Here is a 16827-nt window from a genome sequence, read left to right as displayed (position 1 = left end):
AGCGGGCGCCGCCCCCGGGGATCCGCTCAGCGCCGGTCGTCGCCGGGACGGCCCTTGCGATGCGGGCGGGGATGGGCGGGGCGCCGGGGGCGCGGGCCGCCGCGGCCGCCCGGACGCTCGCTGTCCGGCGGCGGGCCGTCGGAGGGGGCCACGCGCACGCCCTTCTCCAGCGTGCGGCCCGGCGAGATCGCCTCGAGGAAGGCGTCGGCCCGGTCGGCGGCGATCTGGACGTGGGTCTCGGTCTCGCCGATGCGGATCGCGCCGACGTCGCGGCGCTCCAGCCCGCCGCCGGTGAGGATCATCGGCAGCAGCCAGCGCGGCTCGGCCCGCTGCTTGCGGCCCACCGACAGCTCGAACCAGACGCTGGCGCCGAAGGCCTCGCGCGCGGGGCGCTTGCCGGCGGCCATGTCGCCGGGATCGGCCAGCTCCTCGGGCGCGGCCATGCCGGCGCGCAGGCGGCGCAGGAAGGCGGCGGCGACGCGCTCGGGACCGTGACGCTCCAGCAGGGCCGCGACCAGCGCCTGCTCGTCCTCGGCCACCGCCTCGGCGAGGCCCGGATCCTCGAGGATGCGGGCGTCGTCGCGGGCGAGGATCTCGGTCGGGCCCGGAGGCGCGGCCCACACCGTCTCGACCCCCGCGCCGGCCAGCAGGCGCTCGGCCTTGCGGCGCGCCTTCACCGGCACGATCAGCGCGCACAGGCCCTTGCGGCCCGCGCGCCCGGTGCGGCCGCTGCGGTGGACCAGCGTCTCGGAATTGGTGGGCAGGTCGGCGTGGATCACCAGGTCCAGCCCCGGCAGGTCGATGCCGCGGGCGGCGACGTCGGTCGCCACGCAGATCCGCGCCCGCCCGTCGCGCATCGCCTGCAGGGCGTGGGTGCGCTCGGACTGGCTCAGCTCCCCCGACAGCGCCACCACCGGCAGGCCGCGGTTCGAGAACCTCGCCGCCAGGTGAGCGGCCGAGGCGCGGGTGGTGCAGAACACCAGCGCCCGCTCGGCGTCGTGGAAGCGCAGCAGGTTGTAGACCGCGTTCTCGCGGTCCGCCGGCATCACCGCGTAGGCGCGGTAGTCGATGTCGGAATGGGCCCGCCGCTCGCCCGCGGTGGTGATGCGGGCGGCGTCGCGCTGGAAGCGCTCGGCCAGCGCCGCGATGCCCTTGGGCACGGTGGCCGAGAACAGCAGCGTGCGCCGGCTCTCGGGCGCGGCGGCGAGGATGAACTCCAGGTCCTCGCGAAAGCCCAGGTCGAGCATCTCGTCGGCCTCGTCGAGCACCGCGGTGCGCAGCTCGGCGAGGTCGAGGGCGCGCCGCTCGATATGGTCGCGCAGGCGGCCGGGGGTGCCGACGACGATATGGGCGCCGCGCTCCAGCGCCCGACGCTCGGCGCGCGGGTCCATGCCGCCGATGCAGGAGGCGAAGACGGCGCCGGCGGGGGCGTAGAGCCACTCCAGCTCCCGGCGCACCTGCATGGCGAGCTCGCGCGTGGGGGCGACGATCAGGCCCAGCGGCGCCTCGGCCGGGCCGAGACGCTCGGCCCCCTGCAGCAGGTCCTCGGCCATCGACAGGCCGAAGGCGATGGTCTTGCCCGAGCCGGTGCGCGCCGAGACCAGCGCGTCGCGGCCGGCGACGTCGGGGGCCAGCACAGCCTCCTGCACGGGGGTGAGGGATTCGTAGCCGCGCTCCGCCAACGCGGAGGCGAGCGACGGCGGAACGCGCGGCGCGTCGGACATCAGGAAAACCTTTCAGGGATGGGGCGGCGTCGCCTCTGGCGGGGGACATGACGCCTCGCGCGCGGTTCCGCAAGCATGTTCGGACCATCGCCGCGAAGGCGAGGCCGCGGCGCGACACCCCGCGAGCGCCCTTTCGGCGCCCCCGCAGGCCCCTCGCGCGCCTGGCGCGGCGCCGGCGGAGGCGGGCGCGCCGGACGTCGTCGGAGCGCCCGTGGCGGAGCGCGGAGACGCCGCGATCCGCCCGGCGTCGGAAGCGCTGAGCTGACCGGCGCGCGCCCGTCCGGCCCTGCGTCCTCCACGCTGCGGCCAGCCCGGACCGATGCCGCGGCCTTCCCGCTCAAGGGCCGCCGCATTCGAATTTTACCGATCCGGAGCAGACGCTTGCAGCGCGAAGCGCGCCGCCCACATACAGCTTCCGGGCGCACGCTCCCCGCCGCGCCCGCCCGTCCGCGGGACCGGCCGGGGGGCGCGCGGGGCGCCGCCTCCGCCCCGCGCCCTCACATGCGGGCGACGCGATCCGTCAGGCGCGCGAGCAGCGCGCCGCGGGGGGCGAGGCTGTCGAGGTCCACCCACTCGCCCAGCGTGTGCGCGCCCCCGCCGGCCACGCCCAGACCGTCCAGAACCGGGGTCATCGCCGCGACGAAGGAACTGTCGCCGCCCCCGCCCGTATGCACGTCGGGCAGCGCCAGGCCCAGCGGCGCCCCCGCCTCGCGCGCCAGGGCGAGAAGCGAGTCGATCCCCGGGGAGCGTCGGTAGGGCGGGCGGTTGATGCCGCCCTCGACCGTCAGGGTCACGCCCTCGTCGCCGCTGGCCAGGGCGCGGATGCGGGCGTCGAACTCCTCGGCGTCGGCGGGATCGTCGATGCGCAGGTCGACCAGCGCCTCGGCATGTTCGGGCACCACGTTGGCGCCGGTGCCGCCGCGCACCGTGCCCACGTTCAGGGCCACGTTGCGCGTGTAGTCGGTCATCGCCTCGATCTCGAGGATCGCGCGGGCCAGCGTGCGGATCGCGCTGCGCCCCGCCGGATGGTCGAGGCCCGAATGCGAGGGCCGCCCGTGGGCGCGCACCACGTAGCGCCCCACGCCGCGCCGGCCGGTCACCACGCCGCCGCCCTCGCGCGCGGGCTCCACCACCAGCACGTGGGAGGCGGGGGCCGCCTCCGCCTCGATCAGGGCGCGGGAGGTGGGGGAGCCGACCTCCTCGTCCGAGGTGAACAGCAGCCGCACGGGCCGGCGCGGCGCGGGATCGGCCGCCAGCGTGCGCACCAGCGCCAACGCCAGCGCCACGCCCCCCTTCATGTCGACCGAGCCGGGGCCGATCAGCCGCCGCCCCTCGATCCGCACCGGCGCGGGACCGAAGGCGCCGACGGGGTGGACGGTGTCGAGGTGGCACAGGATCAGCACCGGCGCGCCCTCGCGCCCGCCCGCGAGGGTGGCGGCCAGGTGATCGCCGAAGCCGTCGCGGCCGGGGATCCGGGTCGTCTCCGCCCCGGCCTCAGCCAGGCGCGTCTCGACCGCGGCGATCGCGGCGGTGACGCGGGCCGCGTCCTCGGTCGGGGATTCGAGCGCGACCAGCGCCTCGAGGTCCGCCTGGATCCGCGCGGGGTCGGGGGAATGGTCGGGGATGGGCATCGCAGGCTCCTGAGCTGGCTGCGCCGACAGTGGCCGAAGGCCGCGGGCCGCGCCAGAGCCCTGCGGCCGCTGGCCTTCGCGCGCGCGCTGTGCTCCGCTTCGCCCCGCCGACAGCCACGAGGGACCGACCGCATGAGCCGAGCCGCCGCCATCCAGCACGCCCAGGCCTATTTCGACGCCGGCGGGTTCGAGCAGGACCTCGCCCGCCTGGTGTCCTATCCGACCGAGAGCCAGGTCCCCGAGGGGCTGCCCCACTGCCGGCGCTACCTCGACGAGGCGATGGCCCCCGCCTTCCAGGCGCTGGGGTTCGAGACGCGGGTCTACGACAACCCCCTGCCCGGCTGCGGCCCGGTGCTGCTGGCGACCCGGATCGAGGATCCGGCCCTGCCCACGCTGCTGGGCTACGGCCACGGCGACACGGTGCGCGGCATGGACGACCGCTGGACCCGCGGCGCCGGCCCCTGGCGCACGGCGCGCGAGGGCGAGCGGCTCTACGGCCGCGGCACCGCCGACAACAAGAGCCAGCACTGGATCAACCTCAAGGCGCTGGAGGCGACGCTGGCCGCGCGGGGCGGGCGGCTGGGCTACAACGTGAAATGGATCATCGAGACGGGGGAGGAGAACGGCTCGAAAGGCCTGCGCGAGGTGATCGAGAGCGATCTCGACGCCTTCCGCGCCGACGTCTTCGTCGCCTCCGACGGGCCGCGGGTCTCGGTCGACCGGCCGACCGTGTCGCTGGGCGCGCGCGGGGCGGTGAACTTCGAGCTGGTCTGCGCCCTGCGCGAGGGGGCGCATCACTCCGGCAACTGGGGCGGGGCGCTGGCGGATCCGGCGGCGATCCTGAGCCACGCCATCGCCTCCATCGTCTCGGCCACCGGGCGCATCGAGGTCGAGGCCTGGCGCCCCGCCCCGCCCTCGGCCCTGGTGCGCGAGCTGCTGGCCGGGGTGCGGATCGAGGCCGGCCCCGACGGCCCCCGCCCCGACCCCGACTGGGGGGAGCCCGGCTTCTCGCCGGCCGAGAACGTCTACGCCTGGAACAGCTTCGCGGTGCTGGCGATGCTGACCGGCACGCCCGAGAGCCCGGTGAACGCGATCCAGCCGGTGGCGCGGGCGAGCTGCCAGCTGCGCTACATCGCCGGCACCGACGTCGACGACATCCTCCCCGGCCTGCGCCGCCACCTCGACGCCCGCGGCTTTCCGATGGTCGCGATCGAGGAGCCGCCCGAGGCCAACCGCGGCGGCTTCGCGGCCAGCCGGACCGAGCCCGACGACCCCTGGGCCGCGCGCGTGCGCCGCTCGATCGAGCGGACCTCGGGCGCGGCGCCGGCGGTGATCCCGCAGATGGGCGCCTCGATCTGCAACGAGCTGTTCACCGACCTGCTGGGCATCCCGGCGATCTGGGTCCCGCATTCCTACACCGCCTGCTCCCAGCACGCGCCGGACGAGCATGTGCTGCTGCCGCTGTGCCGCGAGGCGCTGGGTCTGATGGCCGCCCTGTGGTGGGACCTCGGCGAGGACGCCGACGCCGCGGCCTGATCCCGCCCCGCCCCGGCGCCGCCATCCAAAGCGGCGGGTCTTCGGGCGACGCGGGCCTGGGGTTCGCCCCGCGCCGCCCCGAGGCGGGGAACCGGAGGAGGCGTTCCCCGGCGTCCCCCCCGGGGCCGGGCCGCCGTCTCCTCCGGTTCGGCGAAGGGCGCCCCAACGCGCCTCCGCCCTCGCCTCGATGCGATCACCTCGGACGCCGCCGCGGCGGGCGTCCTCGGCGCGCACCCTGCCGCGGTGGGCGGGCGCCCTCAACGCGCATGTTCGTCGTTTCGGCGGCGAATTTTGGAACGGATTGGAAAACCGGGGACGGCCGCGGCCGCGCGCGGGCCTAGAGCGTGGCGAGCCACAGCCGGTCGGCGCCGGCGACCAGCTCGGTCATCTCCGCGGGCGCCAGCGCCGCGGGAGCGACGGGGCTGCGCAGCCAGCGCTCGAGCGCCTCGGCGAAGCCCGGCTCGTCGTCCACGGGCAGGCCCAGGGCGCGCAGGTCGTCCGCGATGGGCTCCTGCACGCCGAGGTAGCGGTTGGACGCGACCAGCGTCTCGACCGCCGCCGGGGGGACGCGCACGGCGGCGAAGCGGGTCGCATAGGGCCGCTGCGCGCCGGGCTGGAGGGAGACGAAGCCCACCATCATCCCCGTCAGCAGGCTCGCCGGCAGGGTCGGCGCGATCAGCGCGAGGTAGCAGGGGCCGAACACCCCGCCCTCGTTGCGCAGCTCCCCCGAGACGCCCTGGGCGTGGGGCTCGACGGCGCCGGTCCACACCGCGTCGATCCCCGCGAAGGACTCGCGCACCCGCACCCGGTGGCCCGGCTCCCCCTCGAGGCCGGGGGAGATCTGGAGGTCGCCGCGGATCATGCGGTCCTCGTAATAGGGCGACTGGGCGAGGCCGTAGAGGGCGAAGCGGCCGGGCAGGAAGGCATGCGGCTCGCCGGCCGAGGCGGGCTCCGGCGCCAGGCCCGCGGCCTCGCGCAGGCCGGCGGCGGCCGGGCCGTGGCGCGTCTCCAGCGTGGCGACGAAGGCGCCCAGGTCGCAGGCCGCGAGCCAGGCGCCGGGGCGCCCGACGTCGAGCAGCCGCGCCCATTCCTCGTAGAGCTTGGCCGAACGCGGCGCCGCCCGCCCCTGGATCCACTTGTAGGAGCGCGCGACGTCGAAGTCGGTGTTGGGATCGGCCTCGCGGAACCGCGCGGCCAGCGCCTTCTGGCTGTCGCAGCCCCACATCATCGCCGTCAGGCGCAGCTTCGCCCCGAAATCGCGCGGTCGGGCGGGGCGGCTCGGAAAACGGCGGTCGGTCAGGGCGGGCGTCCGGAAAATGGCGTTTCGAAATGAGCGCCGCAGCGCGACGCGCCGGGCCTCCTCGCCGTTCATCGCCCAAGCGAGGTCATTGAAACAGTTCGATTTCGCCCCCGCCGCGACGACAGGGACGAAATGCCTCAGGCGCCTCGGCCCGCCCTGTCCCGCCCTGGGACAGGGAAGGTCGCCTCAGGCGGGCTTCAGCGCGTCGGGCAGCGGGATGAACTCCGACGTGTCGCCCGGCGGCAGGGCGAAGCGGCCGTGGGCGAAGTCGCCCTGCGCCCAGGCGCGCTTGGCCTCCTCGATGCGCTCGGGCGAGGAGGCGACGAAGTTCCACGAGATGTAGCGCGGCCCGTTCAGCGTCTCGCCGCCCAACGCCATCAGCCGCGCGCCCTGCTCGCCCGCCTTCAGGGTGATGCGGTCGCCGGGGCGGAAGACCATCATTCGGCCGGCCTCGAACCGCTCGCCCGCGATCTCCACCGCGCCCTCGACGATGTAGACGCCGCGGTCCTCGTGGTCGTCGGGCAGCGGGAGGGAGGCGTTCGGCGCCAGCGCCACGTCGGCGTAGAAGGTCTCGGTGAAGGTCTTCACCGGGGCCTTCGCGCCCCAGGCATGGCCCAGGATCAGCCGGGTCGAGACGCCGCCGTCCTCGAGGAAGGGCAGCGCCTCCTTGCCGTGGTGCTCGAAGGCGGCGTCCACGTCCTCGGCCTCGTCGGGCAGCGCCACCCAGGTCTGGATGCCGAACAGCGAGCCGGGCTTGCGGCGCATCTCCTCCGAGGTGCGCTCGGAATGGGTCACGCCCTGCCCCGCGATCATCCAGTTCACCTCGCCGGGATAGACCATCTGGTCGGCGCCCGTGCTGTCGCGGTGATGGAATTCCCCCTTGTAGAGGTAGGTGACGGTGGCGAGGCCGGTGTGCGGGTGCGGGCGCACGTCGATGCCGCCGCCGGTCAGGAACTCGGCCGGGCCCATCTGGTCGAAGAAGATGAAGGGGCCGACCATCTGCCGCCGGGGCGCGGGCAGCGCGCGGCGCACCTCGAACCCGCCCAGGTCGCGGGCGCGGGGGACGATCAGCGTCTCGATCGCGTCGAGCCCGCCGGCCGCGGGGCAGTCGGGGGACTGGGTGGGGTTCCAGCTCATGGCATGTCCTTTCCGGTGGGGGGCGAGGTGGGGGCGCGGCGGGGCCGCGCCGCCCGGGGCGGTCAGGCGGGAAGGTCGAAGAACAGGTAGGCCCCGTCGGAGGCCCAGACGAGCTCGGGCGGCGCCTCTTCGACCTGGAGGCCGTCGCCGGCCACCAGCCGCTCGCCCTCCATCGTGCCGAAACCCTCGACCAGCTGCACGAAGCCCTTGCGGCCGGGGGCGAGGTCGAAGCGGCTCGCCGTCCCCTCCGTCGGCCGGCCCCACCAGACGCGGACGTCGGAGCCCAGCGTCAGCAGGCCCGTGCCGTCGCCGGAGGCGAGAAGGTGCGGCCCCTCCCCCTCCGGCAGGCGCGCGCGGGCGTAGGCGGGGTCGCCGCCCCGCAGGCGCGGGATCAGCCAGATCTGCAGGAGCTGCGCCGCCTCGTCGGGCGAGGGGTTCGACTCCGAATGCCGGATGCCCGAGCCCGCGCGCATCAGCTGCACCTCGCCGGCGCCGATCTCCTCGACATGGCCGCGGTCGTCCTCGTGGCGCACGCGGCCCTTGAGGACCACGGTCATCACGTCGACGTCGGCATGGTCGTGCGGGGCGAAGCCCGCGCCGGGGGCGATGCGGTCCTCGTTCAGCACCCGCAGGCGGCCGTGGCCCATGCGCTCGGGGTCGTGGAAGCCGCCGAAGGAGAAGCTGTGGAACGCGTCGACCCAGCCCAGACGGCTGCGGCCGCGGTTCATGCTCTCATGGATCAGGTGGGTCATCGCGCGTCTCCTTTCGTCCCTGGGGTCAGGGCTCGCCGAACAGTTCGGCGAGGGCGGTCAGCTCCTCCGGCCGGACCTCGTGTCCGCCCGGATGCAGGGCGAGGCGGGTCCGCGCCCCCTGGGCGCGGAACCACTCCGCCAGCGCCCGCGTGCCGGCGACGGGCGCGATCGGGTCGCGCTCTCCGCCCGCGACCAGGACCCGGGCGGCGGCGAGCCCCGGCTGGGGCTCGGGCGTCCACGGGATCAGCGGGTGCAGCAGAGCCAGCCGCGCGAACAGCGTCGGACGCGTGAAGGCCATGGCCGCCAGGATGTTGGCGCCGTTGGAATAGCCCAGGCCCCAGGCCGGCGAGCCCGGATGCTCGGCGATCCGCGCCGCCACCCAGTCGGCCAGCGCGTCGCGCCGGGCGGCGAGGTCCTCCATGTCGTAGACGCCCTCCGCCTTGCGGCGGAAGAAGCGGGCGGCCCCGTGCTCGGAGACGTCGCCCCGCGGCGCGATCACCCCGGCCTCGGGCAGAAGGCGGGGGAGCAGCTCCGCGAACTGGGTCTCGTCCCCGCCGGTGCCGTGGAAGGCGAAGACCAGCGGCGCGCCGGGGCGCCTGGGCGGACGCACCAGGGCGATGCGGCCGTCGAGGGGGCCGATGCGCTCGGCGCCGGCGAGATCGGGGGCGGTGCGGGTCATGGCTCGGCTCTCCTCTGCTTCAGGGGCGGAGGGGGGGCGAGGCCCCCCTCCGGCGGGATCAGGCGTCGATGGGCTCGAGGATCTCCTCGATCCGCGTGCGCAGACGCTCGTGCTGGCGCGGCAGCTTCAGGGCCGTGCCCAGCGCCTCGGGCGCCTCGTCCCGGTCGAAGCCGGGTTCGTCGGTGGCGATCTCGAACAGCACCCCGCCGGGGGTGCGGAAGTAGATCGCCCAGAAATAGTCCCGGTCGATCGGCGGCGTGATCTGCGCGCCGGCCTCGGTCAGCGCCCGGCGCGCCTCGTCCTGCGCCGCCCGGTCGGAGACCGAGAAGGCGACGTGGTGGACCGAGCCGGCGCCCTCGGCCGCGCGCGGCTCGTTCGGGGCGGCGACCAGGTCGACGAGGTCGGCGCCGTTGCCCCCGGCGATCTTCAGCCGGGTGCGGGCGCCGTCCACGGCCTCGACCGCGTAGCCCATCGCCTCCAGGATCGCCTGGGTGGGCGCCGTCTCCCGCAGGCGCAGGGTCACGCCCCGGAAGCCGCGGATCGCGTGGGCCGCGTCGACCCCGCCGCCGGTCCAGCCCTCGCGGGCGTCGTCCGCGACCTCGACCAGCGCGATCGCCTCGCCGTCGGGGCCGGTCACGTCGAGGCCGGTCTCCCCGAAGGGCCCCTCGCGGCGGGCGTGGGGGATCTCCAGCGTCGTCAGCCGCTCGGCCCACCAGCCGGAGGCGCCGACGGGGATCGAATAGGCGACCTCCGAGGCCGCGCCGGTCCCCTTGCCGCCCTGGCCGATGCCGGCGAAGGGGAAGTAGGTGATGGCGGTGCCGGGGCGCCCGCGCTCGTCCCCGTAGTAGAGGTGATAGGTGTCGGGGGCATCGAAGTTGACCGTCTTCTTCACCCGCCGCAGCCCGAGGGCCTGGGTGTAGAAGGCGTTGTTGGACCGCGCGCCCGAAGCGAGCGCCGTCACATGGTGCAGACCGTTGATCTTCATCGCGTCATCCTCGGGTTGGGGGGCCGGGGGCCCCGGTCCGTTTCCGTTGGAACCAAGATGGGGGATGACGTGGGCTTCGATAATGGGAATAATTCGACCGACACCCTTGCGATTTTCGGAACAATCCCGTGCCCGGCGACCTCGAGACCATCCGCATGTTCCTGGAAGTGGCCGAGCAGGAGAGCTTCGCCGCCGCCGCCCGCCGCCTGAACGTCAGCCCGCCCGCCGTGACCCGCGCCGTGGGCGCGCTGGAGGCGAAGCTGGGCGTGCAGCTTCTGCTGCGCACCACCCGCCAGGTCTCGCTCACCGCCGCGGGCGCCGCCTACGCCGCCCGCGTCCGCCCGCTGGTCGAGGGGATCGAGGCCGCCGCCCAGGACCTGCGGGCCGAGGCGGGCGCCCTGTCGGGACGGCTGCGGATCAACGCGCCGCTGTCGCTGGGCCGCCTGCTGCTGCCCCAGGCCATCGCCGCCTTCCGCGAAGAGCATCCCGGCGTCGCCTTCGCGGTGACGCTGACCGACCGGCTGATCGACGTGATGAGCGAGCCGGCGGACCTCGCCATCCGCATCTCGGGCCCGCCCTCGGACAAGCTGACGATCTGGCGGCGGATCTGCCCGGTGCGCCGCTGCCTGGTCGCCTCGCCCGGGCTTCTGGCGCGGGAGGGGCGGCCGCGGGATCCGGGCGACCTGGCGGGGCGGGCGCTGCTGGGCTACGGCGCCGAGGCGGGCCCCGAGGTCTGGGAGCTGACCCACGGCCCCCGCCGGATGCGCGCCACCGCCGGCACGCCGGTCGCGGCCAACAACGGCGAGCTGATCGCCGAGCTCGCGGCCCGGGGCGAGGGCGTCGCCCTCCTGCCCCGCTTCATCGTCGAGGATCAGCTGCGCGACGGAACGCTGGAGGAGATCCTGCCGGAGTGGAGCGCGCCGCAGCTCTGGCTCACCCTCCATTACCCCCCTTACGAGCGCCTGCCCCGCCGGGTCGCCGCCTTCTCGGACTTCTTCGAGACCTACGCGACGCGGACGAAGCCGGTGTGAGGGCCGGGGCCCTCAGCCGTCCCGGCGCGGGTGGCCGGCGGTGGTGCCCCCGTCGATCTGAAGCGCCGCCCCGGTGACGAAGCGGGCGTCGGGGGAGGCGAGGTAAAGGATCGCCGCGGCGATCTCGGCCGGGTCCGCGATGCGCTTGAGCGGGGCGATGTCGGCGATCTCCCGCTCGGCGGCGGCGGGGTCGGCGGCCTGCTCGATCGTGTCGCGCCGGACCATGTCGGTGTCGGTGTAGCCGGGGCAGACGCAGTTGACCCGGATCGCGGGCGCGAGCTCCAGCGCCAGGGCGCGCACGAGGTTCACCACCCCGCCCTTCGAGGCGCAGTAGGCCGCGAGCCCCGCCTCCCCGATCAGGCCCGCGTCGGAGGCGACGCAGACGACGTTCCCGCCCGAGGCCCTCAGCGCCGGAAGCGCGGCCTGGATGCAGAAGAACGTGCCCTTCAGGTTCACGTCCAGCATCGCGTCCCAGGTCGCCTCGTCCACCGCCTCCATCGGGCCGACGGCGCCGAGGCCGGCGCTGAGCGCCAGCACGTCGAGCCCGCCCAGCGCCGCCTCCGCCGCCGCGACCACGGCGCGGCAGCCCTCGGCGGTCGCCACGTCGCCGGGGGCGGCGACCGCATGGGGCGAGGCGAGGGCGGCCAGCGCCGCCTCGGTCGAGGCCGGCGTGCGGCCGTTCACGGCGACGCGGGCGCCGGCCGCCAGGAAGGCCGCCGCCGCGGCGCGCCCGATCCCGCGCGAGCCGCCGGTCACCAGCACGCGCTTGCCCTCGAAGCCGTTCCGCATGGTTCTTTCCCCCTCCGCCCAGTCGGCAGGGCCGGCGTTCCGCCCCCTTCGATCAGCCTGTCGCAGCGAAGGCGGGCGCGTCAGCCGGGCATCCGGTCGCGGCCTGAGCCCCGGCGCGACGGCGCCCGAGGAAAAATTCTTTCCCCAAGCCGGGGCGCGAGGCTTGACGGCGGGGGCGGCGGCGTGGTGGATCGATATACCGATATATCGACACATCGGTCCGGCGACGGCAGGCGATTCCGCCCGGCCTCCGCCCCGACCCGACCGCCACGCCGCTCCGCAGGGGACCGACTTGCGACGCCCGCTTCCGATCTCGACCGATCTTCCGCGCGCCCCTCGGGCGACGGCGGCGGACGCGCGCGCGATCGGGCCGGGCGACGCCGCGGGTCCCGGCGGCGTCGCGCGCACCCCTCACGCCGCGCATCCCAGCCCGAACGGCCCGGAGCGCCCGGCCATGCGCCCGCATGGCCTCCCCCTCATTCTCTCAAGCGGAGCGAGCCCTCGATGAACGTCATGCCCAACTCCATGGAAGCCCGGGACATCGCCTACCAGATGCACCCCAACGTCGACCTGCGCCGCTACGAGCGCGAGGGCGGCCTGCTGATCGAGTCGGGCGAGGGCGTCTACGTCGTCGACGGCGAGGGCAACCGCTACATCGAGGCGATGGCCGGCCTGTGGTCGGTGGCGCTGGGCTTCGGCGAGGAGCGGCTGGTGAAGGTCGCGACCGAGCAGATGCGCAAGCTGCCCTACTACCACACCTTCTCCTACAAGACGCACGGCCCCTCGATCGAGCTCGCCGAAAAGCTGATCCAGATGGCGCCCTGCCCGATGTCGAAGGTGCACTTCACCTCCTCGGGCTCGGAGGCGAACGACCTGGCGGCGAAGCTGGTGTGGTATCGCTCGAACTCGCTGGGCAAGCCCGAGAAGAAGAAGATCATCGGGCGCATCAAGGGCTACCACGGGGTGACCATCGCGGCCGCCTCGATCACCGGCCTTCCGGCGAACCACAAGAGCTTCGACCTGCCGCTCGACCGGATGATCCACACCTCCTGCCCCTCCTACGTCCACTTCGGCGAGGCCGGGGAGACGGAGGCGGAGTTCACCGCGCGGATGCTGAACGACCTCGAGACCCTGATCGAGGCCGAGGGCCCCGAGACCATCGCCGCCATGTGGGGCGAGCCGGTGATGGGCGCGGGCGGCGTGCTGACGCCCCCGGCCGGCTACTGGGAGGGCGTGCAGAAGATCCTGCGCAAGCATGACATCCTGCTCGTCGCCGACGAGGTGATCTGCGGCTTCGGGCGCACCGGCAAGATGTTCGCCTGCGAGACCTACGGGATCACCCCGGACGTGATGGTGCTGTCGAAGCAGATCTCGTCGTCCTACATGCCGCTGTCCGCGATCGTGATGAACGACAACTTCTTCCAGCCCATCGCCGACGAATCCGCGCGCCTGGGCATCCTGGGCCACGGCTTCACCGCCTCGGGCCACCCGGTGGCGACCGCCGTGGGCCTCGAGAACCTCAAGATCATCGAGGAGCGGGGGCTGGTCGATCACGCGGCCGCGCTGTCGCCGAAGTTCCTGGGCCGGCTGGCGGACCTCGCCACGCACCCGATGGCGGCCTCGTCGCGCGGCGTGGGCCTGATCGGCGCGCTGGAGATGAAGCCCTGGGAGGGCGCCGCCCCCGGCGCCGCGGCCGCGGCGCTCGCCGCCGCCGCCCAGGCCGAGGGCGTGATCGCGCGCAACGTGGCCGAGGCCCTGTGCTTCTGCCCGCCGCTGATCATCACCGAGGCCGAGATCGACGCGATGTTCGACTCCATCGGCCGCGCGCTCGACGCGGTCGCGGCCCAGCGCGCCTGAGCGCGGCCGGGCCCCGAGCCCCGAGAGACCGCGCGCAGCGAGGCCCCTCGCTGCGCGCCCCCTCCCCGCAGGACCGCGCCCGACGACAGGAGACCGCCATGGCCGCGCAGACCGGCGCCCCCCGGCGCAGGCAGGCCCCCGAGGCCCCGGCCGTGGGGACGGAGCTGACCTCCGACGCCGCCGCCGTCGGCCCCGCCGAGGCGGAGCGGATCGCGCGCGAGGTCTACGGCCTCTGCGGCCGGGCCGAGTGGCTGTGGGGCGAGAAGGACAGCAACTACCGCCTGACCCTGCCCGACGGGACCGCGCGGCTGCTGAAGATCCTCAGCCCCGCCGAGGACCCGAGCGTCACCGCCATGCACGCCCGCGCGCTGATGCACCTCGAGGCCGCCGATCCCGGCATCCCCGTGCAGCGCGTGATCCGCACGCGCGACGGCGCCCCCGACCGGCGCATCGAGGTCGAGGCGGGGGGCGAGCGCACCGTGCGCATGGTCAGCTTCCTCGAGGGCGTCTCGCAGCGCGGCCGCCCCCGCTCGCCCGCCCAGCGGCGCGAAATCGGCCGGCTGATGGGGCGGATGCAGACGGCGCTGGAGGGGTTCGAGGACCCCGCCCTCCTCCACCCCATCGCCTGGGACATGACCCACGCCTGCGGCCTGCGCGGCAAGCTCGACGCGGTCGAGGACCCGGCCCGGCGCGCGCGCCTCGCCCGCATCCTGGACGACCACGAGGCGACGATCCTGCCCCGCCTGCCCGAGCTTCCGGCCCAGGCGATCCACAACGACTTCAACCCCAACAACATCCTGATCCACGCGACCGACCTGGACCGGGTGACCGGCATCATCGACTTCGGCGACATCGTCCGCGCCCCGGCGCTGTTCGACGTCGCGGTGGCCGTCTGCTACCAGATGGAGGCGCTCGACGACCCCGTCCCCGCGGCCTGCGAGTTCCTGGAGGGCTATGCCGAGCACCGGACGCTCTCGACGCTCGAGCTCTCGCTCCTGCAGGCGGCGGTGATGACCCGCATCGTGCTGCGCGTCGCGATCCCCGCCTGGCGCGCGCGCCTGCTGCCCGATCACCGGGCGCGGCTCAACGCCAGCCTGCCCACGGTCTGGGCGCAGCTCGACCGGCTCGACCAGATCCCGCCCGACGCCATGACGGACCGGTTCGCCGCCGTCTTCGCAGGAGACCGCCCATGACCCGCCCGGCCGCCGGAATGCTGAACGGTTTCGACGAAAGCCGCCTCGGCGCGCAGCCGCCCGAGACCCAGGCCCTGCTGCGCCGGCGCGCGCAGGCGCTGGGCCCCTCCTACCGGCTGTTCTACGACGATCCCCTGCACGTGGTCCGCGCCGAGGGCGTGTGGCTGGAGGGAGCGGACGGGCGGCGATACCTCGACGCCTACAACAACGTCCCCTCCGTCGGGCACTGCCACCCCCGCGTGGTCGAGGCGATCCGCGAGCAGGCGGGCATCCTCAACACTCACACCCGCTATCTCGGCGAGGCGCTGCTGGACTATTCCGAGCGGCTGCTGGCCACCTTCCCCGAGGCGCTGGACCGGGTGATGTACACCTGCACCGGCTCCGAGGCGGTGGACCTCGCGCTGCGCATCGCGCGCCGGGTCACCGGGGGGACCGGGGTGATCGTCACCGCCAACGCCTACCACGGCGTGACCACGGCGGCGGCGGAGATATCGCCCTCGCTGGGCGAGAAGTCGCCGCTGGGCGAGCATGTGATGACCATCCGCTGCCCCGACCCCCGCGAGGCCGAGGACGGCGACGCCGCCGCCGCCATGGCCCGCGACGTCGAGGAGGCCATCGCCTTCATGAAGCGCCGGGGGATCACGCCCGCCGCCTTCGTGGCCGACGGCATCTTCTCGACCGACGGCATCTTCGCGGACCCGCAGGGCTTCCTCGCCCCGGCGGTCGAGGCGGCGCGGGCGGGCGGCGCCCTCTACGTCGCGGACGAGGTTCAACCGGGCTTCGGGCGTCTGGGCGCGGGCATGTGGGGCTTCGCGCGCCACGGGCTGGTTCCCGACATCGTGGTGATGGGCAAGCCGATGGGCAACGGCATGCCCATCGCGGCCGCCGTCATGCAGGCCCGCCACCAGGAGAGCTTCGGCCGCGACATCCGCTACTTCAACACCTTCGGGGCCAACAACGTCTCGATCGCAGCCGCCTCCGCGGTGCTCTCGGTGATCGAGGACGAGGGGCTGATCGCCAACAGCGCGGCGATGGGCCGGCTGATGATGGACGGCATGCGCGCCCTGCAGGCGAAGGACCCGCGCATCGCCGACGTGCGGGGCGCGGGGCTGTTCATCGGGCTCGAGTTCCGCACCCCCGACGACCGGCCCGACGGGGCGCTGGCGCACCGGGTGGTCAACGACATGCGGGCGCAGGGCGTGCTGATCAGCACCGCGGGGGCGACGGGCGCCGTGCTCAAGATCCGCCCGCCGATGTGCTTCGCGCCCGCGGACGCGGCGCTGTTCCTCGACACGCTGGGCCGGGTGCTGGCCGAGATCGCCCCCGAAGGGTAAGCCGGGCCCCGGCGCGGGCGGCAAGAAGGCCCGCGCCGCGGGCGCGGACAGATGACGGGGGCGCGACCTTGAGCGATGCGGTGATGGCGCTGCTGGCGACCGGCCCGGGCGAGACCGCCCGGGGCCGCGGCCGCGCCAAGGCGGACCAGGCCTACGACCACCTGCGCCAGGCGATCATCACCATGCGCCTGGCGCCCGGCTCGGCCCTGCCCGAGAAGGAGATCTGCGCCGAGCTCGGCTTCTCGCGCACGCCGATGCGCGAGGCGGTGCTGCGCCTCGCGCAGGAGGGGCTGATCGACATCGTGCCGAGCGAGGGCACCTTCGTGCGCAAGATCTCGCTCCACCAGGTGATCGAGGGGCACCTGGTGCGATCGAGCCTCGAGCTGCGCATGGTGCGCCTCGCCGCGCGCGCCTACGACGGCGCCCACGACGCGGACTTCGAGCTCCTGATGTTCATGCAGGCCGAGGCGCGGCGGCGCGGGGACCACGACCGCTCGCTGAGCGTGGACATGGCCTTCCACCGGCTGATCTGCACGGTCGCGGGCTTTCCCGACATCTGGCGGGTGGTGCAGGTGGCGGCGGGCCAGCTGGACCGGGTGCGGCGGTTCTCCTACACCGCCGGCGACATCTCGGGCGAGGTCGAGCAGGAGCATCGCGCGATCCACGCCGCCCTGCAGGCCCGGGACGAGGCGCTCGCCCATCGCCTGATGCGCAGCCACCTCGACGACCTGGGCGAGGTCCTCGACTTCATGCGCGAGACGCATCCCGAGATCTTCCTGCCCTCCGACTCCCCCTCCGAGATGGAGGCTCTGCTCTCGCCGCCTGGCTGACCGCGGGGGACGCTTCTCGACCGCCGCCGGGTGGGCTAAGCCGGAGGCG

At 74.7% G+C, this 16827-nt stretch carries 14 protein-coding genes; 6 read left to right on the top strand and 8 right to left on the bottom strand.

Features of this window, described 5'->3' with window-relative positions; translation table 11 throughout:
* Positions 1-26 precede the first annotated feature (26 nt).
* Together P2H44_RS22275 and P2H44_RS22270 are read right to left on the bottom strand one after the other, a co-directional pair.
* Positions 27-1724 (bottom strand): DEAD/DEAH box helicase, encoded by a 1698-nt coding sequence (locus tag P2H44_RS22275; protein WP_462976316.1) that lies wholly within the window; start codon positions 1722-1724, stop codon positions 27-29.
* 497 nt (positions 1725-2221) lie between these two features.
* Positions 2222-3355: a M20 family metallopeptidase gene (locus P2H44_RS22270; protein WP_275767201.1), complete on the bottom strand. Its 1134-nt coding sequence runs from the start codon at positions 3353-3355 to the stop codon at positions 2222-2224.
* 132 nt (positions 3356-3487) lie between these two features.
* On the opposite strand from P2H44_RS22270, the gene P2H44_RS22265 reads away from it, so the two are divergent.
* Positions 3488-4891, top strand: coding sequence for a M20 family metallopeptidase (locus tag P2H44_RS22265; RefSeq protein ID WP_275767200.1), 1404 nt, complete (start codon positions 3488-3490; stop codon positions 4889-4891).
* Between the two features lie 337 nt (positions 4892-5228).
* On the opposite strand, the gene P2H44_RS22260 is transcribed toward P2H44_RS22265, so the two are convergent.
* The 5 genes from P2H44_RS22260 to P2H44_RS22240 all read right to left on the bottom strand — a co-directional run bounded on the left by P2H44_RS22260 (position 5229) and on the right by P2H44_RS22240 (position 9744).
* The gene (locus P2H44_RS22260) at positions 5229-6119 is read right to left on the bottom strand and encodes a hypothetical protein (protein ID WP_275767199.1); all 891 of its coding nucleotides are present in this window, start codon (positions 6117-6119) and stop codon (positions 5229-5231) included.
* Positions 6120-6377: 258 nt separating this feature from the next.
* On the bottom strand, positions 6378-7328 hold the full coding sequence (locus P2H44_RS22255; RefSeq protein ID WP_275767197.1) for a pirin family protein: 951 nt from the start codon (positions 7326-7328) through the stop codon (positions 6378-6380).
* Positions 7329-7390: 62 nt separating this feature from the next.
* Complete coding sequence (locus tag P2H44_RS22250) at positions 7391-8080, bottom strand: pirin family protein (protein WP_275767195.1); 690 nt, start codon at positions 8078-8080, stop codon at positions 7391-7393.
* Between the two features lie 25 nt (positions 8081-8105).
* The gene (locus P2H44_RS22245; protein WP_275767194.1) at positions 8106-8759 is read right to left on the bottom strand and encodes an alpha/beta hydrolase; all 654 of its coding nucleotides are present in this window, start codon (positions 8757-8759) and stop codon (positions 8106-8108) included.
* 58 nt (positions 8760-8817) lie between these two features.
* The gene (locus P2H44_RS22240) at positions 8818-9744 is read right to left on the bottom strand and encodes a ring-cleaving dioxygenase (RefSeq protein ID WP_275767193.1); all 927 of its coding nucleotides are present in this window, start codon (positions 9742-9744) and stop codon (positions 8818-8820) included.
* 128 nt (positions 9745-9872) lie between these two features.
* Between P2H44_RS22240 and P2H44_RS22235 the strand changes: the two genes are divergently transcribed.
* Positions 9873-10775, top strand: a complete 903-nt coding sequence (locus tag P2H44_RS22235; RefSeq protein WP_275767192.1) for a LysR family transcriptional regulator — start codon at positions 9873-9875, stop codon at positions 10773-10775.
* 12 nt (positions 10776-10787) lie between these two features.
* On the opposite strand, the gene P2H44_RS22230 is transcribed toward P2H44_RS22235, so the two are convergent.
* Positions 10788-11564, bottom strand: coding sequence for an SDR family NAD(P)-dependent oxidoreductase (locus P2H44_RS22230; protein ID WP_275767191.1), 777 nt, complete (start codon positions 11562-11564; stop codon positions 10788-10790).
* Between the two features lie 504 nt (positions 11565-12068).
* On the opposite strand from P2H44_RS22230, the gene P2H44_RS22225 reads away from it, so the two are divergent.
* The 4 genes from P2H44_RS22225 to P2H44_RS22210 all read left to right on the top strand — a co-directional run bounded on the left by P2H44_RS22225 (position 12069) and on the right by P2H44_RS22210 (position 16778).
* Positions 12069-13421: an aspartate aminotransferase family protein gene (locus P2H44_RS22225; RefSeq protein ID WP_275767189.1), complete on the top strand. Its 1353-nt coding sequence runs from the start codon at positions 12069-12071 to the stop codon at positions 13419-13421.
* A 98-nt stretch (positions 13422-13519) separates the two neighbouring features.
* Positions 13520-14614, top strand: coding sequence for a phosphotransferase (locus P2H44_RS22220; protein WP_275767187.1), 1095 nt, complete (start codon positions 13520-13522; stop codon positions 14612-14614).
* Positions 14611-15948, top strand: coding sequence for an aspartate aminotransferase family protein (locus tag P2H44_RS22215; RefSeq protein ID WP_275767186.1), 1338 nt, complete (start codon positions 14611-14613; stop codon positions 15946-15948). The genes P2H44_RS22220 and P2H44_RS22215 overlap by 4 nt, the downstream gene beginning before the upstream one ends.
* 68 nt (positions 15949-16016) lie before the next feature.
* Positions 16017-16778 carry a GntR family transcriptional regulator gene (locus P2H44_RS22210; protein ID WP_275767185.1) on the top strand — a complete coding sequence of 254 codons (762 nt, stop codon included), beginning with the start codon at positions 16017-16019 and terminating at the stop codon, positions 16776-16778.
* Positions 16779-16827: the final 49 nt, after the last annotated feature.

It is taken from the genome of Albimonas marina (assembly GCF_029223255.1).
GTDB lineage: Bacteria > Pseudomonadota > Alphaproteobacteria > Rhodobacterales > Rhodobacteraceae > Albimonas.
This window is presented reverse-complemented; position numbering and strand designations above follow the sequence as displayed.

Excerpts from the sequence above, each read along its gene's own strand:
- P2H44_RS22275 (WP_462976316.1), bottom strand. The coding sequence starts at position 1,724 with ATGTCCGACGCGCCGCGCGTTCCGCCGTCGCTCGCCTCCGCGTTGGCG.
- P2H44_RS22270 (WP_275767201.1), bottom strand. The coding sequence starts at position 3,355 with ATGCCCATCCCCGACCATTCCCCCGACCCCGCGCGGATCCAGGCGGAC.
- P2H44_RS22265 (WP_275767200.1), top strand. The coding sequence starts at position 3,488 with ATGAGCCGAGCCGCCGCCATCCAGCACGCCCAGGCCTATTTCGACGCC.
- P2H44_RS22260 (WP_275767199.1), bottom strand. The coding sequence starts at position 6,119 with ATGATGTGGGGCTGCGACAGCCAGAAGGCGCTGGCCGCGCGGTTCCGC.
- P2H44_RS22255 (WP_275767197.1), bottom strand. The coding sequence starts at position 7,328 with ATGAGCTGGAACCCCACCCAGTCCCCCGACTGCCCCGCGGCCGGCGGG.
- P2H44_RS22250 (WP_275767195.1), bottom strand. The coding sequence starts at position 8,080 with ATGACCCACCTGATCCATGAGAGCATGAACCGCGGCCGCAGCCGTCTG.
- P2H44_RS22245 (WP_275767194.1), bottom strand. The coding sequence starts at position 8,759 with ATGACCCGCACCGCCCCCGATCTCGCCGGCGCCGAGCGCATCGGCCCC.
- P2H44_RS22240 (WP_275767193.1), bottom strand. The coding sequence starts at position 9,744 with ATGAAGATCAACGGTCTGCACCATGTGACGGCGCTCGCTTCGGGCGCG.
- P2H44_RS22230 (WP_275767191.1), bottom strand. The coding sequence starts at position 11,564 with ATGCGGAACGGCTTCGAGGGCAAGCGCGTGCTGGTGACCGGCGGCTCG.
- P2H44_RS22225 (WP_275767189.1), top strand. The coding sequence starts at position 12,069 with ATGAACGTCATGCCCAACTCCATGGAAGCCCGGGACATCGCCTACCAG.
- P2H44_RS22220 (WP_275767187.1), top strand. The coding sequence starts at position 13,520 with ATGGCCGCGCAGACCGGCGCCCCCCGGCGCAGGCAGGCCCCCGAGGCC.
- P2H44_RS22215 (WP_275767186.1), top strand. The coding sequence starts at position 14,611 with ATGACCCGCCCGGCCGCCGGAATGCTGAACGGTTTCGACGAAAGCCGC.